We start from the raw sequence: 22,235 nt of genomic DNA on the forward strand, positions 1-22,235 counted from the left end.
CGTACCCCCATTGCCATGTTCACGATGAAACACCTGATCCACACCGCCCTGCTGGGCAGCACTTTGTTCGGCAGCGCCCTGCTGTGCGCCCCCGCCTTTGCCGATGAAGCGGCCCAGATGGCCCTGGGCAAGAAGCTGTTCACCACGGCCACGCCTGCCTGCGCGCTGTGCCACACGCTCAAGGACGCGGGTGCCGAGGGCGCCATCGGCCCCGTGCTCGACGAGCTCAAGCCCGACGCCGCGCGCGTGGCCCGTGCCCTGCGCGACGGCATAGGCGCCATGCCCTCGTTCAAGGCCACGCTCAGCGAGGCCGATATCGCCGCGCTGTCGCTCTATGTGAGCAAGGCCAGCGCGAAGAAGTAGAGGCAGGCCGCCGTGCTCAGTCCCGCACGGCGCCCGGACGGCGGCGCTGCCGCCAGGCAGCCAGCCCGCCCAGCATCAGGGCCAGGCCAGCCAGGCCCGCCGTGCCCAGCGCGGGAATCTGCTGCACCCCTGTGGCACCCGCCAGGCGTGACTGCAGATACCAGTGGCTGCCCACCTGCACCAGCTGGTAGCTGTAGCCTCCAGCCTGCAGCGGCGCCGCCAGCACGAAGGCACCTGCAGGCGATACCGCACCATTGACCTGCACGACCAAAATACCGTTGCCCGCGGTCGCCGCGCCCAGGCCTGCGGCGTTGGCAATGTCCAGGCGCGTGGGCGCACCTGCCGTCACGCTGCCGTTCACCACCAGGCGGTCACTGGGCGACGCTTCATTGCCCAGTTGCGTGGCCATGGCCAGCACGCCGCCGCCGCTGTAGTTGCCTGTCACGCTCAGCGTGGTGCCGGGTACGGCCGGAGCGCCGTTCCTGGGAAGGCGCACCGTGCCCGCGTTCACCAGGCTGGCCACGGTCTGGGCCAGGCCGTCGAGATCCAGCACGCCCGAAGCCTGCACCTCATGGGCCGAAACGCTGGTCAGCACATTGGCAGCGCCGGCACGCAGACTGCCGCCCTGGACCGTGGTGGCGCCGCCGTAGCTGCCGGCAGCTTCCAGCACCAGCGTGCCGGCGCCGGCCTTGGCCAGGCCACCCGGGCCGGACAGCACCAATGCCACCGTCGCCGTCGCGCCGCTGGCCACGTTGACCGTGTTGGCTCCCGCGCCCAGCAATCCCAGGGTCGCACCCTGGAGGCGGTAGCCATCGACATCGAACTGCATGCCGGTAATGCCGATGGCCCCCGCACCGGCATCCGCCGTCACCACACCGGCCAGGCCCTGGAACCGGGCCACGGTGGGGTTGGGTTGATAAGGGCCGTTGAGCGCGCCGCCCGCGCCGGTCCAGTTGCGGCCATCGGCGCGCCAGACGCCTGTGCCGCCGTTGACCACGTTGTTGTCCCTGAGCGCGGCATTGCCACCATCCCAATAGCCCAGGGCCACGCCGACCGTGGAGAGCAGGTTCACCTGCCCGGGCACCGAAGTCTGCAGGGTCAGGTTGTCCGCCACCACGCCTGCGGGCAGCGCGCCGAAGGCCAGGCTCCCGGCCAGCGTGCCGCGATAGTCGAACAGCCGGTACACGCCTGCGCCAAAGCCGCCCAGGTCATTGATGCCAAGCGTGCCGCCCAGCGTGAGATTGCCGTTCACATCGAACAAGGCCGTGGCCGAAGGCGCTCCCAGGCCGGCCTGTACCACAGCACCGCCGCCCAGCGTCGCCAGGCCTGCAACGCTGAGCTTGCGGCCTTGCTGGCCCAGCAGCACGCCGCCGGCGGTCTGGTCCAGGTCGCCAGAGACCGTGCCCGCCCCGGTCACCACGCCGGAGCCGCTGGCCGTGACGGTGCCGCCCTGCGTCCCATCGACATCCAGCTGCCCGCCCGTGACCGACGCCGTGCCGCCAAGCGCATTGGCGACCACCAGCCGCCCCCCGGAGACCGCGGTGCTGCCCGAGAAACCGGAGCTGTCGGCCGACAGCGTGGTCGTGCCGGCCTGATGGGTGATGCGGTGCGTGCCGGGATCGACGCTGGACAGCGCAAGCCCAAAGCCCAGGTTGGCGCCCGTATGGTTGAAATGCAGGGTGCCGGTCCCCAGGCTGAAGTTGATGCGGGCCGCATCGACCACGCCGGGCGCCATGGCGGCGTCGGCCGGTCCACCGCCCACCTGGAGGGTTCCGACAGCGCCCGCGTCAGCATCCATGGTGATGGTCCCGGCGCCCCCCTGCACAGACAGCGCACCACCATCGCGCAAGGTGACCGTGCCTGTTCCGTTGAAGCTGGTGAAGAAATCCTGGGTGCTGCGCCAGGCCGAGCCTGTTCCACTGATTGTCGCCGTGCCCACGCCTTCAGGGACATCGCCCAAAGCACCCACCACACCTGACACCACGCCCCCATCTTCGACCTTCAAGGTGCCTGTGCCCCTGCCACCAATCACGAGACTGCTTGAACCGTTCCACGTGGAACCCGCGCCCCGGACGGTGACCGTGCCATTGCTGCCCAGGTCGTAGCCCACGGTGCCGACCCCGGAGTGGGTCACTGAGCCTCCGCTGTCCATGGTGAGCGTTCCCGTGCCCGTACTGCCGACGTGCAGCGTGGTGCCCGCATTCCAGCTGGGCGAGGGGTTGGGCACCTGGACAGGCACCACATCGCCGGTGGAAGTGACCGTTTGGGCCTGCGCCTGGGTGCAGCACAAGGCCACGCCCCATGCCAGGATTTTCAACACGGACCGAGGGGGCACAGGCAGCGAAGAAGAAGGCGAACGCATGCGGCTGCGGGCCGTGCATGCACGAGACAGTTCCATATCCATCTTGGCGATCTTTGTGTTTGTCATCTGCACCGCAGCCTGGCGCAGCAGATGGGTCAAGGCTTGCAGGTCCTGCATCTGTGGATGGCAGGCACAGCAAGTCTTGCGCACGTACACAAAGAGTCAATTCCGGGGAGCATGGAGAGCCCGCCTTTCTCCTGTAAGACAAAGGCGCGAAGTGTGTGGGCCCGCCGTCCGGACTCAGTGCCAGGCCCCGGCCGTGCAACGTCACGGCTGGAGCGGCACAGGCTCTCATCGGCGCTGCTGCAGCTCCCGCCGCGCCTTTTCGTAGGGCGTCTCCTCGGGCTCGGGAACATGCACCACGGCCTCGCCGGCACCGCCCAGCGGCATGCGGTAGACCCAGAGGCTGTGCCGGCCCGGGCCCTGGCGCTGCCAGGAGGGCTCCACGCCGGGCAGCGCAAAGTCCAGGCTGACCAGCCAGGCGCCCTCAGGCAGCTCCGTGGCGGCCTTGACGGCCGCACGGCCCATGCTTTCGGGGCGCTGGAACAGGTAGACCATCTGGTAGCCGCTCCAGTCGGCCAGCCAGATATCGGCGCGGCGCACGCGGGCCCAGGGGCAGCGCAGCGCGCACAGCCAGCGCAGCGGCCAGCTCCACTCCATGCCGTTGAGCCGCGCCTGCGGGTACTGGCCGCGCAGCGCGCGCAGGCCGTCGCCCAGGCCGCAGCCGGCATCGAGCACGGCCGCGCCGTCCGGCAGCGGCGCGGCATCGGCCAGGCCTTGCAGCGCATCGGCGGGCGTGGGAAACAGCGGCGCATCGCGCCAGGCGTTGAGCGGGTAGACCAGGGCGAGCAGGCCCAGCGCCGCCAGCCACAGCCAGGGGCTGATGGCGGCCAGGCCGCCCGGCCCCCACAGCATCAGGCAGGACAGCGGAAAGCCCGCCGCCACGGCCAGGCGCCGCCACCAGGGCGTGGCCAGCAGGCTGGCGAGCACGCCCAAAAAACAGGCCGCCAGCCAGGCGGCCAGCGGCCCTAGGGTCGATTGCAGCGCGGCGTACACAAGCCAGGCGCCTGCCCAGGCAAGAAGGGCCGGGGCCGGCCAGGGAAGGCGCCGCATGTCAGAGCCTCATTGCGCGACGCGCCTCCCACAGCCCATGAAACGAGCGCGACCTATGCGCCCGAAACGCCCCAAACCAGGGACAGCGAGCAAGGGCCGCCCCGCAGCGAGGCTGTCGCCGGCCGCCCGTATGCCCCCCTCCCGCAGGAGAGGGGGAAGGCGCGAAGCGACTCAGGGGGTGCTGCATCTCATTGCTGTTGCAGTGCTTGCGAGGTGGCACGGTCGAGGCGGCCGGTCTGCGGCAGGCTCTGGTCGCGCTGGAATTCGCGCAGGGCGTTCTGGGTGTTCTTGCCCATGGCGCCGTCAGGCGTGCCTGCGGTGTAGCCCAGGGCATTGAGCTTTTGCTGGGCAGCGCGCAGCGACATGCCGGCGGCATTGGCGCCCGGAGCCGATGTCTGCGACGGTGCGGCACCGCCGTCCACGCCCAGGCGTCCACCGCCGCCCAGGCCCTGGCCCTTGACGGTCTGTGCCTTGTAGTTGCGCAGCGAGCGCACCATCTGGTTGTAGGCGTCCATGAAGGCGGCGGCGATCACCTTGCCTTCGGCCGTGCGCGTGTAGCCGCCCAGCGAGGCGCCGGCAGAGCCGCCGAACAGCGCGCCCATGCCGCCCCAGTCAGTCTTGGAAGACGAGCCTTCGGAAGCCGACACCTGCACGCCCGAGCGGTTGTCCACCAGGGCCAGCATGACCGAGGCCTCGCGCGTCTTGGTGGCTGCAGCCAGCGCGCCGAAGATGCCGCCGGCGCGGCCGCCGATGGCGCCGCCCATGCCGCCGGCATCGCTCTGGTTGAAGATCACTTCGGGGGACAGGCCGTAGTCGGAGGCCACCATCTGGCCCTTGCCCAGGTTGCTGCCGCCGCGCATTTCGCCCGAGTCCATCAGCGCGCGTTCACGCGCCATGGCACCCATGCCGGCCGCGCCGCGTTCCACGACGATGAAGCAGTTGGACTGCTGGATCATCAGGCGCAGCAGCTGCGAGGTGGGCGGCAGGCGGTACTGCTGGGTGAGGATGGTGTACCAGCCGGCGGTCTGGTTCTCGACCAGGGAGATGGTGCCCAGCGAGGAGTCGCAGCGCTCCAGCTCGGTGTTGGCGTTCTCGGCGCTGGCACCGCCCGCGGCGCCCGTGGCCACGGTCTTGGCTTCCGGCGAACCCATGCGCATGTCGGTGGTCACGCAGCCGGTCAGCGCCACGGCGGCGATGGCAGTCAGGGCAAGATACTTCTTCACGTTGTAATCCTCTTGGTCTGGTCTAGGTGAATCAGCGCCAGGGCAATGGCGTCCACGCACTGGCAGCGTCGCCAGTCAGCGATTACACACAATTACCCCGCATAACAGCGCGCAAATATACCGGGATTCACCCTCGCGAAAAAGCGCTGCTTTGCTGGAGAACGACAGATCACAGACGGTTACAAGCTGTTGTCATCACTCGGGTGCATCGCCGCGCAAACGTTCGATCAGCCCGTTGAGCGCATCGAGCGAGCCGAACTGGATCGCCACTTCGCCCATTTCCTGCAGCTTGCCGCCCCGGCGCACGGACTTCTTGATGCGCACTTCGACATCGGCCATGAGCAGGTCGGACAGCTCTTCCTCCACGCGCTTGATGTCGCGCGTCTTGCCTTCCTTCTTGGACTTCTGGCGCACCAGGCTGAAGTCGGCGCCGATCTTCTTGACCAGGGCCTCGGCCTCGCGCACCGACAGCTTCTTGGCCGCGATCTGGTTGCCGGCCGTGATCTGGGCCGCGCGGTCCAGCGACAGCAGGGCGCGCGCATGGCCCATGTCGATGTCGCCGGCCATGAGCATGGTCTGCACCGGGTCGGCCAGGTTCAGCAGGCGCAGGATGTTGGTGGCCGCGCTGCGCGAGCGTCCCACGGCCTGGGCCGCCTGCTCGTGCGTGAGGCCGAATTCCTTGACCAGGCGCGACAGGCCCTGGGCCTCTTCCAGCGGGTTGAGGTCCTCGCGCTGGATGTTCTCGATCAGCGCCATGGCGGCGGCGGCCTCGTCGGGCACCTCGCGCACCAGCACCGGCACCTCGGCCAGGCCGGCGATGCGGGCTGCGCGAAAGCGCCGCTCGCCCGCGATGATTTCGTACTTGCCGGCGTGCTCGCCCTTGGCCAGGCGGCGCACCAGGATGGGCTGCATGATGCCCTGGGCCTTGATGCTTTCGGCCAGCTCGTAGAGCGCGCCCTCGTCCATGTGGGTGCGCGGCTGGTATTGGCCGGGCACCATCACGTCCAGCTGCAGGATGCTGGGCAGCCCGGTCTCGGCCACGGGGCCGCCGGCCTCTTCCTTGTCGTGGACCTTGGGGCCGAGCAGGGCTTCGAGTCCGCGTCCCAGTCCCTTGGGTTTCTTGGTCACCATGGTGTTGTCCTTGTCAAAGCGACGCCAGCAGCGCGTGTCCGCTGTCCCAGTCGCCCAGCCCGCTGGCCGTGTTGAGATGGCCCGAAGGCCCTGCATCGACAAAGCGCGCGCCCCAGGCATCGGCCAGGGTCTGCACGCGCTGCGCGCTGCAATAGATATCGTTGTTGCTGCCGACCACGATGGAGGCAAACGGCAGGCGCTGCATCATCACGGGCGACCAGCCAGGCAATTGCTCGCGCAGCTGGGGCTGCTCGGTATCGCCGGGGGCGACCAGCAGCGCGCCACGCACCTTGCGGGCGGCCAGCGGCGAATGCGCCGCCCACCACGCCACAAGGATGCAGCCCAGACTGTGGGCCACCAGCACCACCGGGCGCGGCGCGTCGAGCACCGTCTCCTGCAGCCTGGCGCTCCAGTCGCCGCGCAGCGGACGGTCCCAGTCGTTTTGCTCCAGGCGGCGGTAGCCGTGGCGCTGCTCCCAGCGGCTTTGCCAGTGGCCGGCGTCCGAGTTCTGCCAGCCGGGCAGCAGCCAGACGTCCTCGGCAGCCCACCCGGTCGGCACGCCCTGCCCTGCCGTTTCATGTGAACCTTGCATGACTACATCTTCTTGATGCGGCGCACCATCTCGTGCGCGAAATCGATGAAGGCCTTGCTGCCCTTGGCGCCCGGGTCGAAGACCACGCCGGGCACGCCATAGCTGGGCGCCTCGGCCAGGCGCACGTTGCGCGGGATGACGGTGTCGAACACCTTGTCGCCGAAGTGCTCCTTGAGCTGGTCGCTGACCTGCTGCTGCAGCGTGGTGCGCGGGTCGAACATCACGCGCAGCAGGCCGATGATCTGCAGGTCAGGGTTCATGTTGGCGTGCACCTGCTTGATGGTGTTGACCAGGTCGGTCAGGCCTTCGAGCGCGAAGTACTCGCACTGCATGGGCACGACCACGCCATGGGCCGCGCACAGGCCGTTCAAGGTGAGCATGGACAGGCTGGGCGGGCAGTCCACGAGCACGAAGTCGTAGTCGGCATCGGCCGCCCTGAGGGCGCCCTTCAGGCGCTCGTTGCGGCGCTCCAGCGTGACCAGCTCGATCTCGGCGCCGCTGAGTTCGCGGTTGGCGCCCAGCACGTCATAGCCCACGGCCTCGGAGCGCACGGCGGCTTCCTTGACGCTGGCGTTCTCCAGCAGCACGTCGTAGACCGACAGCTCCAGCGCGCGCTTGTCCACGCCCGAGCCCATGGTGGCATTGCCCTGGGGGTCCAGGTCGATCATCAGCACGCGCTGGCCGATCTTGGCCAGGCCCGCAGCAAGGTTGACAGCGGTGGTGGTCTTGCCGACCCCACCCTTTTGATTGGCGACACAGAAGATTTTGGCCATGGTATTTACACGCTTATTTGGCGATGGCCAGCTTGAGGCCAAAACCGATCAGAAACACGCCCGCAGTCTTTTCGAGAACCCGGGAAACCGCAGGATTGGCGCGCATGCGCTCGGCCAGATGCGCGGTCAGCAGCACCACGATCAGGCAATAGAGAAAGGTCAGAGCAGCCACCGTGGCCGCCATCACCGCGAACGTGAGCAGGCCCTGGTGGCTTGCGGGATCCACGAACAGCGGGAAGAAGGCCATGTAGAACACGATGGACTTGGGGTTCATCAGGGTGATCAGGCCAGCCTGGCGAAAGTAGTGGCGCGGCTCGATGTGCAGCACGGGCTTGTCGCCGGGCCTGGCCGTGAGCATCCTGAAACCCAGCCAGCCCAGGTAGGCGGCGCCCAGCCACTGCACGGCATGGAAGGCCGCGGGATAGGAGGCCAGCAGCGCGGCAACGCCCGCCACCGCCATCCAGATCAGCACCTGGTCGGCCGCCAGCACGCCGGCGCAGGCCGCCATTCCGGCCCGTATGCCGCCCTTGCCGGTGGAGGTGATCAGCGCCAGATTGCCCGGCCCCGGAATCAGCAAAAACAGAAGAATGGCAACAACGAATGCGCTGAAATCGGAGATGCCGAACATGCTGACCCCTGAGCGATGAAAGCTGGGAGTTTATGCGAGGGCCATGGCCAGCGCATGGGGAACATGGCCCCGCCGCAACGCGGCAGTGTGCTATTCGGTAAAAAAATCAGGCTGCAGCAGTGCGCAGCCAGAGGATGCAGCGCTCGGCATCCAGGCCCGGCACCTTCAATGGTTCCACGTGAAACACCTGCACGTCGGCAGGCAGCGCGGCGATTTCCTCGTCGGGGTGCTTGCCCTTCATGGCCAGCCATGTGCCGCCCTCCTCCAGCGACTGGCGCGACCAGCTGGTGAAGTCCGCCAGCGAGGCAAAGGCACGGCAGCTGATCAGCGGATAGCGCGTGGTCAGCTGCTCCACGCGGCTGTGGATGCCGCGCAGGTTGGGCAGGCGCAGAGTGGCCGCCGCCTGCTGGATGAAGGCCGCCTTCTTGCCCACCGTGTCCACGCAGTGCACGTCGATCTGCGGGCAGCAGACGGCAAAGACCACGCCGGGCAGGCCGCCGCCCGATCCCACGTCCAGCATGGCGGTGCGCCCTGCGCGCGCAGGCATCTGGGCCAGATGGCGCTGCAGTGGCGGCACGGCGGCCAGGCTGTCGAGCAGGTGGTGGGTCAGCATTTCCTGCGGATCACGCACTGCCGTGAGGTTGTAGACCTTGTTCCACTTGCCCAGCAGGGCCTGGAATTCCATCAGCGTATCGACCTGGGCAGGGGAAAGCTCCAGGCCCAGCGCCCGCAGGCCGGCCTCGAGAGGAGCGCGCAGTTCCTGGCTCATGCGGATGCCTCCTCGCCCTTCGCGTCTGTCACATCAGGGGCAAAGCCGCGGAAGCCCCCCTTCTTCAGGTGCACCATGAGCAGGGAGATCGCCGCTGGCGTCACGCCCGACATGCGCGATGCCTGGCCCAGCGTCTCGGGCCTGTGCTTTTGCAGCGACTGGCGCACCTCGAAGGACAGGGCCGGCACCTGCATATAGTCCAGCTCGGCCGGCAGGCGCAGGTTCTGGAAGTGGGCGGCGCGCTGCACCTCGTCCTTCTGGCGGTCGATGTAGCCTGCATACTTGGCCGCGATCTCCACCTGCTCGACGACGGAGGCGCTGAGATCGCCCAGCACCTCGGGCTGCACATCGGCCGAGGCATAGCGGCCCTCGTTCAGGCTCATCAGCTTGCCGTAGCCCACATCGGGGCGGCGCAGCAGGTCGAACAGGTTGTATTCACGCTCGATGGACTTGCCCAGCACCCGCTCCGATTCCTCGGGCGCGACGATGCGCGGATTGACCCAGGTGGACTTCAGGCGCTCTGTTTCACGTGAAACAGCATCGCGCTTGCGGCTGAAGGCATCCCAGCGCGCATCGTCCACCAGGCCCATGGCGCGGCCGGCCTCGGTCAGGCGCATGTCGGCGTTGTCCTCGCGCAGCTGCAGACGGAACTCGGCGCGGCTGGTGAACATGCGGTAGGGCTCGGTCACGCCCTTGGTGATCAGGTCATCGACCAGCACGCCCAGGTAGGCCTCGTCGCGGCGCGGCAGCCAGGCTTCCTGGCCGCGGCACTGCAGCGCGGCGTTGAGGCCGGCGAACAGGCCCTGGGCCGCCGCTTCCTCGTAGCCGGTCGTGCCGTTGATCTGGCCCGCGAAGAACAGGCCCTGGATCTGGCGCGTCTCGAAGCTGCTCTTGAGCGAGCGCGGATCGAAGTAGTCGTACTCGATGGCGTAGCCGGGGCGCAGGATATGCGCGTTCTCCAGCCCCTTCATGCTGCGCACCAGTTCGTACTGGATGTCGAAGGGCAGGCTGGTGGAGATGCCGTTGGGATAGAACTCGTTGGTGGTCAGGCCTTCGGGCTCCAGGAAGATCTGGTGGCTTTCCTTGTCGGCAAAGCGGTTGATCTTGTCCTCGACGCTGGGGCAGTAGCGCGGGCCCACGCCCTCGATCTTGCCCGTGAACATGGGGCTGCGGTCAAAGCCGCTGCGGATGATGTCGTGCGTGCGCTCGTTGGTGTGGGTGATCCAGCAGGGCATCTGGCGCGGGTGCATGGCCGCATTGCCGATGAAGCTGAACACGGGCAGCACGCCTTCGTTGACACCGCCGGGCATGCCGTCGCCGGGCTGCTCCTCGCACTGCGAGAAATCGATGCTGCGGCCATCCAGGCGCGGCGGCGTGCCGGTCTTCAGGCGGCCCTGGGGCAGCTGCAGTTCCTTGAGCCGCGACGACAGGCTGACGGCCGGCGGGTCGCCCGCGCGGCCTGCCGCGTAGTTGTTCAGGCCCACGTGGATCTTGCCGTCCAGGAAGGTGCCCGCCGTGAGCACCACGGTGCGGCTGCGAAAGCGCACGCCCACTTGGGTGACGGCGCCCACCACGCGGTCGCCCTCGACCATGAGGTCGTCCACCGCCTGCTGGAACAGCCACAGGTTGGGCTGGTTCTCCAGCATGTCGCGGATGGCGGCCTTGTAGAGAATGCGGTCGGCCTGGGCGCGCGTGGCACGCACGGCCGGGCCCTTGGAGCTGTTGAGGATGCGGAACTGTATGCCGCCGATATCGGTGGCCAGCGCCATGGCGCCGCCCAGCGCATCCACTTCCTTGACCAGATGGCCCTTGCCGATCCCGCCGATGCTGGGATTGCAGCTCATCTGGCCCAGGGTCTCGATGTTGTGGCTCAGCAGCAGCGTCCTGCAGCCCATGCGCGCAGCGGCCAGCGCGGCCTCGGTGCCGGCGTGGCCGCCACCGACCACGATCACATCAAATTCCTGTGGGTACAACATGCTTATCACTCCGGGGGCCTGCCCGGCCCAAGCCCCCGACACGGAGCACTCACGCTCCGGCGCTCATGGCAGGTGGCCCTCGTTCATGTAGCGAGGGGAACCCAGCGGGGAACCCGCGATTTTCCCACCTTTGCCGCACCAGTGCCTTGCAAGGGGTCGGCCGGCCCTGCCACCGGGCCGGCACTGTGCCGGTGTTCCACGTGAAACAGTGCGGCGGGCGACGGCATTCTCCACAGGATGCTGCGCGCCGCCGCCCGCAACGCGGCCCGCTTGCAAGAAACATGTGCAGGGCCTGTGATGCAATGGCGGCCATGCAGATCCTCATCTTCGCGGGCAGTACCCGCCAACAATCGCACAACCGGCGCCTGGCCGCCGCCGCCGCCGACATGGCGCGCGAACTGGGCGCCCAGCCCACGCTGCTGGAGCTGTCGGATTTCGACATCCCCATGTACAACGCCGACCTGGAGGCCAGCGGCACGCCGCCCGACGTGCTGCGCTTCAAGGCCGCGCTGCACAGCCACCCGGCCTGGCTGATCTGCTCGCCCGAGTACAACGGCAGCTACCCTGCCCTGCTCAAGAACGCCATCGACTGGGCTTCCAGCCCCGTGGCCGGTGATCCGGTCTGGTCCGATGGCACCCTGCCCTTTCGCGGCAAGGTCGTGGGCATGGCCAGCGCCTCGCCCGGCGGCCTGGGCGGCCTGCGCGCCCAGTCGCACCTGGCGCCGCTGCTGCTGAACCTGCAGTGCTGGCTGGCCCCCGTGAGCCATGCCGTGGGCCAGGCAGGCCAGGCCTTTGACGACGCCGGCCGCCTGCAGCGGCCCCAGGACCAGCAGGGCATGAAGGCCGTGCTGGAACAGGTGCTCTGGGCTGCACAGCGCCTGTCGGCCTGAACCCTGGCGCCAGCGCGGTCCCATCATGCGCAGCCCCGCCACATGGGGTTAGCATGGGCGCTTGTCTTTCTTACCCTGATCGGAAGCCATCCACCATGAAGCTCTACTACAGCCCTGGCGCCTGCTCTCTGTCTCCCCACATCGTCCTGCACGAGGCAGGCCTGGCCTACGAGCCGGTCCTGGCCAGCACCAAGACGCACAAGCTGCAGGACGGCACGGACTACTACGGCATCAACCCGCTGGGCTATGTTCCCTTCCTCGTGCTCGACGACGGCGACACGCTGCATGAAGGCCCGGCCATCGTCCAGTACCTGGCCGATCTGGTCCCCGAGAAGAAGCTGGCCCCGGCCAACGGCACCATGGCCCGCTACCACCTGCAGGAGTGGCTGAACTTCATCGGCACCGAGCTGCACAAGGGCTTCGGTCCCCTGTTCAACCCCGCCACGCCCGACGACTACAAGCCCGTGGTGCGCCAGCGCGTGCTGGACCGCCTCAAGTGGGTGGACGGCGAGCTCAATGGCCGCGACTACCTGATGGGCGAGCAGTTCACCGTGGCCGACGCCTACCTGTTCACCGTGACGGGCTGGGCCCAGTTCGTGGGCGTGGACATCTCCGAGCTGACCAACCTCCTGGCCTACCGCGAGCGCGTGCTGGCCCGCCCTGCCGTGCAGGCCGCGATGAAGGCCGAAGGCCTGCTCAAGTAAGCAGCGCCGCGCTGCTGCGCTCAAGGCCTGACGGGTCCGGCTGGCGTGGAACCGGCCGGCCCTTTGTCTTTGGTGCCTGCGGCGCAGGCCTGGCGCCTGCGGATGCGCGGCTGCACCTCGGCGGGTGCCGCGCGCATTTGCCGGGCCATGCGGCATGCGGGCGTCGCCTGCACGACAGCGCGCAAATCCCTGGCCTGCACGATTGATTCCATGGGCGTAATCTGTGCCGTACGCCGCGCCGCCCGCACAGGTGGCGCTTTTGCTTCACGCACAGAAAGCCCCGTTGCATGACCTCTCTGTTCGATCCCATACAGGCTGGCGAACTGCGCCTGCCCAACCGCATCGCCATGGCGCCGCTGACGCGCAACCGCGCACCCCAGGCCCTGCCCAACGACATCATGGTCACCTACTACGCCCAGCGCGCCAGCGCCGGCCTGCTGATCAGCGAAGGCACGGCCATCAGCCACCAGGGCCAGGGCTATGCCCATGTGCCGGGCCTGTACGGCAGCGAGCAGCTCGACGGCTGGAGGCGCGTGACCGACGCCGTGCACAAGGAGGGCGGGCGCATCGTCACCCAGCTGTGGCATGTGGGCCGGGTCTCGCACACCTCGCTGCAGCCCGAAGGCCAGGCGCCCGTGGGACCGTCCCCGGTGGCGGCCAGATCCAAGACCTATGTGATCGACGAGGACTCGGGCAAGGGCCAGTTCGTGCCCACCTCCGCGCCGCGCGCGCTCGCCCAGCAGGAGCTTCCCGCCATCGTCCACAGCTTCGCCGTGGCCGCGCGCAATGCCGTGGAGACGGCCGGTTTCGACGGCGTGGAGCTGCACGGCGCCAACGGCTACCTGCTGGACCAGTTCCTCAAGACCGGTGCCAACCAGCGCGATGACGACTACGGCGGCAGCATCGAGAACCGCGCCCGCCTGCTGCTCGAATGCACGCGCGCCGCCGCCGATGCCGTGGGCGGCGGCCGCGTGGGCATCCGCCTGTCGCCCGTGACGCCGGCCAACGACATCGCCGATGCCGATCCCCAGCCGCTGTTCGAATACGTGGTGCGCCAGCTGGCGCCGCTGGGCCTGGCCTACATCCACATCATCGAAGGCTCCACCGGCGGCCCGCGTGAATTGCCGGACCGGCCCTTCGACTACGCGGCCCTCAAATCCGCCTACCGCCAGGCCGGTGGCCAGGGCGCCTGGATGGTCAACAACGGCTATGACCGCGACATGGCGCTGCGCGCCGTGGAAAACGGCCACGCCGATATCGTGGCCTTCGGCAAGGCCTTCATCTCCAATCCCGACCTGGTCCACCGCCTGCACGACGACCTGCCGCTGAACCCCTGGAACTCCAGCCTGTTCTACGGCGGCGGCGCAGAGGGCTATATCGACTACCCGTTCGCGCGCCAGGCCTGATTGGCGGCCGCACAAACAAAAAGCGGAGTGCATCGCACTCCGCTTTTTTTATCCAGACGATTCACGTGGAACAGGGGCCGGGCCCCTGTCCCTGCGGCCGCTATCTCAGGCGTGTTCCAGCAGCTGGGTCTCGCGCGTGTCCCGACCAGAGGCCAGCGAGGCGCGGCCTGCGGCCGGTGCCAGGCTGGGCTGGCCCTGGGAGGGACGGCCGTAGGAAGCATGCGAGCCCATGGATGCCACGGCCGCACCGGCAATGCGGAACTGGCCCACCACCTGCGCCAGGCGCGCGGCCTGCTCGCGCAGCGACTCGGCAGCGGCGGCCGATTCCTCGACCAGGGCTGCGTTCTGCTGCGTCATGCGGTCGATGTCGCCCACGGCCTGGTTGACCTGGCCGATGCCGCCCGACTGCTCGCTGGAAGCCGCCGTGATCTCGCCAATGATGTCGCCCACGCGCTGCACGCTGTCCACGATCTCCTTCATGGTCTTGCCCGCGTCCTCGACCTGGCGCACGCCCACGTCCACGGCCTGCACGCTGGTCTGGATCAGCGCCTTGATCTCGCTGGCCGCCTGGGCCGAGCGCTGGGCCAGGGATCGCACCTCGGCCGCCACCACGGCAAAGCCGCGGCCCTGCTCGCCGGCGCGCGCCGCTTCCACGGCGGCGTTCAGCGCCAGGATGTTGGTCTGGAAGGCGATGGAGTCGATCAGGCCGATGATGTCGCCGATCTTGCGGCTGGAGGTCGTGATCTCCTGCATGCTCACCACGGCCTGGGCCACCACGTCGCCACCGCGCGTGGCCGTGGTCGAGGCAGAGGCCGCCAGCTGGTTGGCCAGCTGCGAGGACGATGCCGTCTGCTGCACCGTGGCCGTGAGCTGGGACAGCGAGGCCACGGTCTCCTGCACATTGCTGGCCGTCTGCTCTGTGCGCGAGGACAGGTCCTGGTTGCCCGTGGCGATCTCCTGGCTGGCCGTGGCGATGTTGCCGCTGGCGTCGCGCACCTGGGTCACCATGGAGCCCAGGCTCTGCTGCATCTGGTCCAGCGCGCGCTGCAGGTCGGCCACCTCGTCCTTGCCCTCCACCTTCACGCTCTGCGACAGGTCGCCCTGGGCGATGGTCAGCGCCGTCTGGCGCGCCTGCACCAGGGGGCGGCAGATGGACAGCATGTTCATCAGCGTCAGCGGCACCACCACCAGCACCGTGAGCACCACGGCGGCGACGAAGATCCACTGCGTCTGCTCGGCCACGCCCTGCTCCTCGGCGGCCATGGCATCGACCTGCTGGCGCAGCAGCTGGTCGAGCTGGGCGATGAGCTTCTCGACCTCGGCCACCTCGGCCATGGCCTTGCCGCTCATGCGGTTGGCCGTGGTGGCCGTGTCGTAGCCACCGGCCTCCAGCTGGCGCGCAATGTGCTCGAACTGCTGGCGGTAACGGTCCACACGATCGGAGATGCCGCTGACGATGGCATCGTCGGCAGGGTCCTCGTCCTTCAGAAAACGCCCCGCCACGGCCTTGACGCGCTCGATGGCCGCCAGCCACTGCCCGTGGGCCTTGCGCACCTCGTCGGCACGCTCGTACTGGATGATCATGTCCTTTTCATGGGCGCGCACCGCGCCCAGCTCGGCGCGCAACTCCACCATGTAGCCCATCTTGGCGTACGAGGTATGCATGAACTGCTGACTCATGCCATGGATGCGGAACATGCCCAGCATCCCGGCTCCGCCCAGCAGACCCAGCAGCACCAGCACCATGGCGATGGCACCCAGCATCCGCGTGCGGATCGTGAAAGCCCGCATCATTCCCAACAAGTTCATGACCGTTTTCCTCTCTGTCAGTCAGGGCGCACGCACGGTCTCCAAATGCATAGCGCCAACGTAAATACAAATTGTTGCAGTTTGTCAGATGATCGCCAATGGTCTATGACGGTTTTTGCATATTCACGGCTCTTTTCGATCTATCGGCCATTGCAGCGGATCATTGAGCCGGCCGACTCACATCGAGTTGGGCCAAATCAACCCTTGCCCAGCCAGGCGCTTGACCTTGCCATGGTGTCAGGGTTCAACATGCCGTCCATGGCTTGCGCCACTTCGGCGCGCCCCAACCAGGAGCTAGAAATGCAACATGTTTTCACCGTGCAGGGCATGACCTGCGGCCACTGCGAACGCGCCGTCACCCAGGCCGTGCAGGGCGTGGATGACCAGGCCCAGGTAAAAATCGATCGCGCCGCCCAGCGCGTGGAAGTCGACAGCAGCGCCAGCCGCGAGGCGCTGGGCGGGGCCATCGCCGAAGAAGGCTACAAGGTCGCCTGAGTCCCCGGAGTGACACGCACCATGTCCGCCCAAGCACAGCACTGGCCCGTCTCCATCGGCGAGGCCGCGCGCCGCGCCGGTGTCTCGGCGCGCATGGTGCGCCACTACGAAGCCCAGGGCCTGCTGCCGCCCATGCACCGCACGGACGGCGGCTACCGCCAGTACGCCGAGGCCGACGTGCACGCCCTGCGCTTCATCCGCCGCGCCCGCGACCTCGGTTTCTCCATGGACGAGATCGCCACCTTGCTGGGCCTGTGGCAGGACAAGAGCCGTGCCAGCAGCCAGGTCAAGGACATCGCCCAGCGCCACATCGACGCACTGACCGAGCGCATCGCCGCCATGCAGGCCATGCAGCGCACGCTCAAGACACTTGTGCACTGCTGCCACGGCGACGACCGGCCGGACTGCCCGATCTTGGATGATCTGGCGGCGCCCGACACAGTGGGAAGTGGCGCTTAATTTAAGCTGTGGGCATGCTTACCACGCCCACCCAGCTTCACCAATGGTTGCTTGAGCCTGAAGGTCAGCGGCTTGAGTTCAAGGAAGCCAAGCAGCGCTATGACTTTGAAAACTGCTCAAGTACTGCGTAGCCCTGGCCAACGAAGGCGGCGGCGCCATCGTGCTGGGCGTGACCGACAAACGACCTCGCCTCATCGTAGGTACGCAGGCGTTCGAAGACCCGGGCCGCACCGAGGCCGGATTGCACCAGAGACTGGGCCACCGTATCCCTGTTGAGGAACTGCGCCTGCCGCAAGGCCGTGTGCTGGTTGTGCGTGTGCCCTCCCGGCTGCCGGGCACGGCATGGCAGATCGACGGCAGCTTTCTCAAACGGGCCGGCGATGATCTGGCGGCAATGAGCGCGCAAGAACTGCGGGCCATCTTCGATGAAACCGGCCCCGACTTCTCGGCACAGCCATGCCAAGGGGCCACGCTGGAGGATCTGGAGCCGTCATCCATTGCATTGTTCCGGGAGCGCTGGGCTCGCAAAGGCAATACCCCTCGCAGACGCGAACTGAGCGACGAACAGACCCTGCGGGATGCAGAGTTGCTCGTAGAAGGCAATCAGGTGAGCTATGCCGCGCTCATCCTGTTCGGCAAAAGAGCGGCTCTGACAAGATGGTTGGCCCAGGCGGAGCTGGTCTTTGAATACCGGTCGTCCGAAGCGGCAGGACCGGCTGCCGATCGCGAAGAGTTTCGAGAGGGCTTTTTTGCGTGGCAGGACGCGCTCTGGAAAAAGATCAACTTGCGCAATGACCGCCAAAGCTACCAGGACGACTTTTTCCGCATGGACCTGCCGACATTTGCCGAGGTTCCGGTCCGGGAAGCGCTCCTGAATGCGGTTGCCCATAGGGACTATCGCCTGGGTGGTTCGATTTTCGTCAGGCAATTTTCCAAGCGGCTGGAGGTGATCAGCCCGGGAGGGCTGCCGCCCGGAATCACGCCCGAGAACATCATTGACCAACAGAATCCGCGCAATCGCAGACTCGCCGAAGCCCTCGCCCGCTGCGGCTTGATCGAGCGCTCTGGTCAAGGCCTGAATCTCATGGTGGAAAGCGCGGTGCGACAAGGCAAGCCCCTGCCCAGCCTTGCAGGAACATCCGCCCACGAAGTACGGCTGACCCTGGAAGGCGGAGTGCGCAACCCGGCCTTCGTACGCTTCATGGAGCACCTCGGCGAAGAGAAGCTGAGCAGCTTCTCGACATTGGACTACCTCGCGCTGGAATGCCTGCAACAGGAAAAGCCGCTGTCTGCCCCTTTGAGGGAACGCCTTGCAGGCCTGCTGGCGGCGGGAGCGGTGGAATCCATAGGTCGGGGCAAAGGGACGCGCTACATCCTGTCCGAGGCCTTGTATGCGTCTTTGGGCGCCAAAGGAACGCATACCCGGCAACGCGGCCTGGACAGAGAGACCAACAAGGCGCTGCTGCTCAAACACCTCACAAAGCACAGAGAGCATGGTGCTGCGCTGGCCGAACTGCGGCAGGTGCTGCCGTCCTTGCCAATGAGTGCCGTTCAGGATCTGCTGAAAGAGCTGCGCAATGAGGGGCGCCTCCAGCTGATGGGTGCGCGCCGTTGGGCACGATGGCATTTGTCGGATTGATATCTGCAGCGTTTGGGCCGTGGCATCAAGACCGGTCTATGAGTCCAAAAGATGCCAAGTTCTTTAGCCTCTTTTAGAGAGTGCGAAAAACTGTTTCCCCACAACGACTTATAAAGCGCCCCAAAATTGCCGGAGGCTCTTTTAGGCTCTTGGAAACACCTCTATAGAACCAAAGCTCTGCGGGCATGTGCGGCTTCGGCTCAATCCTTGGAAGGGTTTGCCGCGCGCTTTGCGGAGGCCGCGCGCCGAGCAGGCTCCGCCCTGCGCAACACCCCCCCCATCAAGGTATCAATGCACTGCTGCGCCACTTCATCGGCCGAGTACTGGCCGCCGGGCTGGTACCAGCGGCCTATCCAGCTGAGCGCGCCAGCAATCACGAAGGCCGTCATCTTGGGGTCGCAGGGGGCCAGGGAGCCCTCCTGCACGCCAGCGGCCACCAGGCGCCGGAAGGCCTGGTCTATGGCGGCCTTCTGGCGGCGCAGTTCGCGGCGGCTGTCGGGGGGGACCTGTTCGTCGCCGACACGGATCAGGCACATGCCGAAGTCCATGGTGACGATGCGCGCATAGACCTGCATGCAGGCGCGCAGCTGGTCCACGGCCTGGCCACCTGCGCGGCGCGAGGCCTCGATGCCTTCCAGCGTCATGGCCAGGCCCTGGTTCACGCACTGCAGCAGGATCTCGTCCTTGTTCTTGACGTAGTAGTACAGCGTGGGCTTGCTCACGCCCAGCCGCGCGGCGATGTCGTCCAGCGAGGTGGCGGAGAAGCCGCGCTCGTTGAACAGCTGCGCGGCGGCCTGCAGCACGGCCTGGCGCTTGGCCTCGCGCTGCTGCTCGCGGTCGGGCGTGCCGCTCCAGGGCGAGTCCACGGCGGGCGCCGCACGGCCTTTGCGGGCGCGGGTTCCGGGGCTGGGTCGGGTCTTGGTTTCAGGGCTCGATGGCTTCATGGCGGCGGGTGCACCGGGGAAATCACCGATGCTGCATGCGGTGGGCGACAACCAGAATCTACTCCAAAGTAAGCAGTCTACGCACCAGTAGGCTCCTGCCCGGCTCGACGAACCAACGCACGAGACAGCCATGGAGACACACCCCGACGGCGGCCGGCCCGCCCCCTTGCTGCAGGTCGATGGCATCACGCTCGCCTTTGGCGGAGTGAAGGCGCTGTCGGGCGTGGGCTTCGATGTGCAGCCCGGCTCGATCACGGCCGTGATCGGTCCCAACGGCGCGGGCAAGACGTCGCTGTTCAACACCATCTCGGGCTTTTACCGGCCCACGGGCGGCTCCATCCGCTTCCAGGGCGAGGACATCACGCGCGTGCCGGCGCCGCGCCGCGCGCGGCTGGGCCTGGGGCGCAGCTTCCAGAACATTGCTCTGTTCCGGGGCATGACGGTTCTGGACAACATCAAGCTGGGCCGCCACGCCCACCTGCGCACCAACGTGTTCGATGCCCTGCTCTATCTGGGCCGCGCTCGCCGCGAAGAGGCCGAGCTGCGCCGCGACATCGAGGAGCGCATCATCGATTTCCTGGAGATAGACCACATCCGTCATGCGCCCGTGGCCGCCCTGTCGTACGGGCTGCAAAAGCGCGTGGAGATGGCGCGCGCCCTGGCCATGCAGCCGCGCATCCTGATGCTGGACGAGCCCGTGGCCGGCATGAACCGCGAGGAGACCGAGGACATGGCGCGCTTCATCCTGGACGTGCGCGCCGAATGGGGCGTGACCGTGCTCATGGTGGAGCACGACATGGGCATGGTCATGGACCTGTCCGACCATGTGGTGGTGCTCAACTTCGGCCAGGTCATCGCCCAGGGCACGCCCGCCCTTGTGCAGGCCGATCCCGAGGTGAACCGGGCCTACCTGGGCGCGGGCGACGTGGGCGAGCTGCGCCAGCGGCTGCGCGGCGCAGCCGAACGGCCAGCGTCCACCGAGCACCTGCCCGCCATGGCACAGAGGGCCGCATGATGGACTGGGCCTACCTGTTCGAGATCGCCCTCACGGGCCTGGCCGGCGGCGGCCTGTATGCGCTGGCCGCGCTGGCCTTCGTGGTGGTCTACAAGGCCACGCGCGTGGTCAACATCGCCATCGGCGAGCTGCTGATGGTGGGCGCCTACCTGTTCTTCACCTTCGCGGCCATGTTCGCGCTGCCGCTGTGGCTGGCCATTCCCGCCGCCGTGCTGGGCACGGGGCTGCTGGGCGCGCTGATCGAGCGCACGATGATCCGGCCGCTGCTGGGCGAGCCGCCGATCTCGGTGTTCATGGTCACCGTGGGCCTGGCCTCGGTGCTGGTGGGCCTGGTGGAGCTGATCTGGACGGCCGACCAGCGCCGCCTGCCCGAGTTCATGCCCACGCAGCCCGTGATGATCGGCGAGGCCTTTCTCGCGCCCAAGGTGGCCTGGGGCGCAGCCGTGGCCGTGGTCTTCATCGCGGCCGTGCTGCTGGTGTTCCGCTACTGGCGCGGCGGCGTGGCCCTGCGTGCGACGGCCAGCGACCAGGCAGCGGCCTATTCGGTGGGCATCAATGTGCCGCGCGTGTTCTCGCTGGCGTGGGCGGTGTCGGCCATGATCGCCGCCGTGTCGGGAATCATCGTCGGCTCCATCGGCGGCATCTCGTCGAGCATGGGCGTGTTCGGCCTGTCGGTGCTGGTGGTCGTCATCGTGGGCGGGCTGGACAGCGTGCTGGGCGCCCTGGTCGGCGGCCTGTTCATCGGCCTGGTGGAGGCGCTGGCCGGCGCCTACCTGGGCGGCGAATACAAGCTGCTGGCCACCTTCATCGTGCTGGTCGTGGTGCTGATGCTCAGGCCCTACGGCCTGTTCGGCACACACGAGATCGAGCGACTCTAGACAGCTTCAGAAAGACGGCAGCATGCGCATAGGCACCCTCAAGGAAAGCTACATCGCCGATGCGGCGCTGTTCGACTCCCGCACGCAACGCATCTGGCTGGCCGTGGCCGGCGCGCTGCTGGTGCTGTTCCCCTTCATGGCCAGCGACTACTGGCTGTACCTGGCCTGCCTGGTCAGCATCAACGTGGCCAGCGCCACGGGGCTGAACATCCTCACGGGCTACACGGGCCTGGTGAGCCTGGGCCAGGCCGCCTTCATGGGCCTGGGCGCCTATACGGTGGCCATCGTGCAGGCGCGCTGGGGCACGCCCGTGCTGTTCAACCTGCTGGCGGGCGGCTTCGTGGCCATGCTGGGCGGCATCGTGGTGGGCCTGCCCTCGCTGCGCGTCAAGGGCCTGTACCTGGCGATTGCCACCATCGCGGCCTCGTTCATCGCGCACTTCCTGTTCGCCAACCTCAGGCTCACGGGCGGCACGGCCGGCCTGACGCTGCAGCCGGCCACGGTGTTCGGCGTGGCGCTGGATACGTCGTTCCGGCTGTACTGGGTGATCGTGCCGGTCACGCTGCTGATGCTGCTGGGCGCGGCCAACCTGTTTCGCACGCGCACAGGCCGCGCCTTCATCGCCATCCGCGACCGCGACATCTCGGCCGAGGTGCTGGGCATACCGCTGCTGCGCTACAAGCTGCTGTCGTTCGGGCTGTCCTCGTTCTACGCGGGCGTGGCGGGCGGGCTGTGGGCGTACTTCTTCCGCGTGGTCACGCCCGAGAGCTTTCCGCTCTTGATGTCCATCTTCTTTCTGGCGGCCATCATCGTCGGCGGCATGGGCTCCATCCTGGGCTCCATCCTGGGCGCGGTCTTCATGACCATGGTGCCGGAGCTGCTCAAGCTCATCGTGGACCTGCTGCCCGGCGGCTCCGAGCTCACCGTCTTCCTGTCGCCCGTGCGCACCATGGTGTTCGGGCTGCTGATCATCGTCTTTCTGGTCTTCGAGCCGCAGGGGCTCGCACAAATGTGGCGGCGCCTGCGCCGCTTCTTCCACCTGTGGCCCTTCCGCAATTGAGGCGGC

21 protein-coding genes are annotated in these 22,235 nt (G+C 67.5%); 10 read left to right on the forward strand and 11 right to left on the reverse strand.

What is annotated here, in order from left to right:
- Positions 1-15: 15 nt before the first annotated feature.
- The gene (locus ACF8LI_RS16220; RefSeq protein WP_047217540.1) at positions 16-363 is read left to right on the forward strand and encodes a cytochrome c; all 348 of its coding nucleotides are present in this window, start codon (positions 16-18) and stop codon (positions 361-363) included.
- A gap of 16 nt (positions 364-379) precedes the next feature.
- Here ACF8LI_RS16220 and ACF8LI_RS16225 read toward each other — a convergent pair whose 3' ends face one another.
- The 9 genes from ACF8LI_RS16225 to mnmG form a co-directional block, all read right to left on the reverse strand.
- Positions 380-2,680, reverse strand: a complete 2,301-nt coding sequence (locus ACF8LI_RS16225; protein ID WP_162233971.1) for an IPTL-CTERM sorting domain-containing protein — start codon at positions 2,678-2,680, stop codon at positions 380-382.
- Between the two features lie 336 nt (positions 2,681-3,016).
- Positions 3,017-3,838: a hypothetical protein gene (locus tag ACF8LI_RS16230; RefSeq protein ID WP_047217538.1), complete on the reverse strand. Its 822-nt coding sequence runs from the start codon at positions 3,836-3,838 to the stop codon at positions 3,017-3,019.
- Positions 3,839-4,026: 188 nt separating this feature from the next.
- Entirely contained in the window at positions 4,027-5,061 is a 1,035-nt protein-coding gene (locus ACF8LI_RS16235; RefSeq protein WP_016447294.1) for a peptidoglycan-binding domain-containing protein, read from the reverse strand.
- Positions 5,062-5,256: 195 nt separating this feature from the next.
- A complete protein-coding gene (locus ACF8LI_RS16240) occupies positions 5,257-6,192 on the reverse strand; it encodes a ParB/RepB/Spo0J family partition protein (protein WP_016447293.1) in 936 nt (311 codons plus the stop codon).
- Positions 6,193-6,205: 13 nt separating this feature from the next.
- Positions 6,206-6,784: an alpha/beta hydrolase gene (locus ACF8LI_RS16245; RefSeq protein WP_017405073.1), complete on the reverse strand. Its 579-nt coding sequence runs from the start codon at positions 6,782-6,784 to the stop codon at positions 6,206-6,208.
- A gap of 2 nt (positions 6,785-6,786) precedes the next feature.
- Entirely contained in the window at positions 6,787-7,557 is a 771-nt protein-coding gene (locus ACF8LI_RS16250) for a ParA family protein (protein ID WP_016447291.1), read from the reverse strand.
- A gap of 13 nt (positions 7,558-7,570) precedes the next feature.
- Positions 7,571-8,185 (reverse strand): LysE family transporter, encoded by a 615-nt coding sequence (locus ACF8LI_RS16255; RefSeq protein ID WP_016447290.1) that lies wholly within the window; start codon positions 8,183-8,185, stop codon positions 7,571-7,573.
- 106 nt (positions 8,186-8,291) lie between these two features.
- A complete protein-coding gene (gene rsmG, locus ACF8LI_RS16260) occupies positions 8,292-8,954 on the reverse strand; it encodes a 16S rRNA (guanine(527)-N(7))-methyltransferase RsmG (protein ID WP_016447289.1) in 663 nt (220 codons plus the stop codon).
- The gene (gene mnmG / locus ACF8LI_RS16265) at positions 8,951-10,930 is read right to left on the reverse strand and encodes a tRNA uridine-5-carboxymethylaminomethyl(34) synthesis enzyme MnmG (protein WP_392413346.1); all 1,980 of its coding nucleotides are present in this window, start codon (positions 10,928-10,930) and stop codon (positions 8,951-8,953) included. The genes rsmG and mnmG overlap by 4 nt, the downstream gene beginning before the upstream one ends.
- A gap of 302 nt (positions 10,931-11,232) precedes the next feature.
- Between mnmG and ACF8LI_RS16270 the strand changes: the two genes are divergently transcribed.
- The 3 genes from ACF8LI_RS16270 (at position 11,233) to ACF8LI_RS16280 (ending at position 13,930) form a co-directional block, all read left to right on the forward strand.
- On the forward strand, positions 11,233-11,820 hold the full coding sequence (locus ACF8LI_RS16270; RefSeq protein ID WP_016447287.1) for an NADPH-dependent FMN reductase: 588 nt from the start codon (positions 11,233-11,235) through the stop codon (positions 11,818-11,820).
- Between the two features lie 95 nt (positions 11,821-11,915).
- A complete protein-coding gene (gene gstA / locus ACF8LI_RS16275) occupies positions 11,916-12,524 on the forward strand; it encodes a glutathione transferase GstA (protein ID WP_013799958.1) in 609 nt (202 codons plus the stop codon).
- A 287-nt stretch (positions 12,525-12,811) separates the two neighbouring features.
- Positions 12,812-13,930 (forward strand): alkene reductase, encoded by a 1,119-nt coding sequence (locus ACF8LI_RS16280; protein ID WP_392413349.1) that lies wholly within the window; start codon positions 12,812-12,814, stop codon positions 13,928-13,930.
- 105 nt (positions 13,931-14,035) lie between these two features.
- Here the strand turns inward: ACF8LI_RS16280 and ACF8LI_RS16285 are convergent, their stop codons facing one another.
- On the reverse strand, positions 14,036-15,739 hold the full coding sequence (locus ACF8LI_RS16285) for a methyl-accepting chemotaxis protein (protein ID WP_016447285.1): 1,704 nt from the start codon (positions 15,737-15,739) through the stop codon (positions 14,036-14,038).
- Between the two features lie 300 nt (positions 15,740-16,039).
- Here ACF8LI_RS16285 and ACF8LI_RS16290 point away from each other — a divergent pair, with 300 nt between their 5' ends.
- The 3 genes from ACF8LI_RS16290 to ACF8LI_RS16300 all read left to right on the forward strand — a co-directional run bounded on the left by ACF8LI_RS16290 (position 16,040) and on the right by ACF8LI_RS16300 (position 18,332).
- Positions 16,040-16,234, forward strand: a complete 195-nt coding sequence (locus tag ACF8LI_RS16290; RefSeq protein WP_392413351.1) for a heavy-metal-associated domain-containing protein — start codon at positions 16,040-16,042, stop codon at positions 16,232-16,234.
- Positions 16,235-16,255: 21 nt separating this feature from the next.
- The gene (gene cueR / locus ACF8LI_RS16295; RefSeq protein WP_392413353.1) at positions 16,256-16,693 is read left to right on the forward strand and encodes a Cu(I)-responsive transcriptional regulator; all 438 of its coding nucleotides are present in this window, start codon (positions 16,256-16,258) and stop codon (positions 16,691-16,693) included.
- Positions 16,694-16,853: 160 nt separating this feature from the next.
- A complete protein-coding gene (locus tag ACF8LI_RS16300) occupies positions 16,854-18,332 on the forward strand; it encodes an ATP-binding protein (RefSeq protein WP_392413355.1) in 1,479 nt (492 codons plus the stop codon).
- A 200-nt stretch (positions 18,333-18,532) separates the two neighbouring features.
- Here the strand turns inward: ACF8LI_RS16300 and ACF8LI_RS16305 are convergent, their stop codons facing one another.
- Positions 18,533-19,276: a TetR/AcrR family transcriptional regulator gene (locus ACF8LI_RS16305; RefSeq protein WP_392413357.1), complete on the reverse strand. Its 744-nt coding sequence runs from the start codon at positions 19,274-19,276 to the stop codon at positions 18,533-18,535.
- A 130-nt stretch (positions 19,277-19,406) separates the two neighbouring features.
- On the opposite strand from ACF8LI_RS16305, the gene ACF8LI_RS16310 reads away from it, so the two are divergent.
- Genes ACF8LI_RS16310 through ACF8LI_RS16320 form a run of 3 tightly spaced genes read left to right on the forward strand, consistent with a single transcriptional unit; the run spans position 19,407 to position 22,229 of the window.
- On the forward strand, positions 19,407-20,291 hold the full coding sequence (locus ACF8LI_RS16310; RefSeq protein ID WP_392413359.1) for an ABC transporter ATP-binding protein: 885 nt from the start codon (positions 19,407-19,409) through the stop codon (positions 20,289-20,291).
- On the forward strand, positions 20,288-21,169 hold the full coding sequence (locus ACF8LI_RS16315) for a branched-chain amino acid ABC transporter permease (RefSeq protein ID WP_017406956.1): 882 nt from the start codon (positions 20,288-20,290) through the stop codon (positions 21,167-21,169). Before ACF8LI_RS16310 ends, ACF8LI_RS16315 begins: the two co-directional genes overlap by 4 nt.
- A gap of 22 nt (positions 21,170-21,191) precedes the next feature.
- A complete protein-coding gene (locus ACF8LI_RS16320; protein ID WP_046239407.1) occupies positions 21,192-22,229 on the forward strand; it encodes a branched-chain amino acid ABC transporter permease in 1,038 nt (345 codons plus the stop codon).
- Positions 22,230-22,235 lie beyond the last annotated feature (6 nt).

The organism is Delftia sp. WSY_12 (assembly GCF_043104645.1).
GTDB classification, from domain to species: domain Bacteria; phylum Pseudomonadota; class Gammaproteobacteria; order Burkholderiales; family Burkholderiaceae_C; genus Comamonas; species Comamonas tsuruhatensis.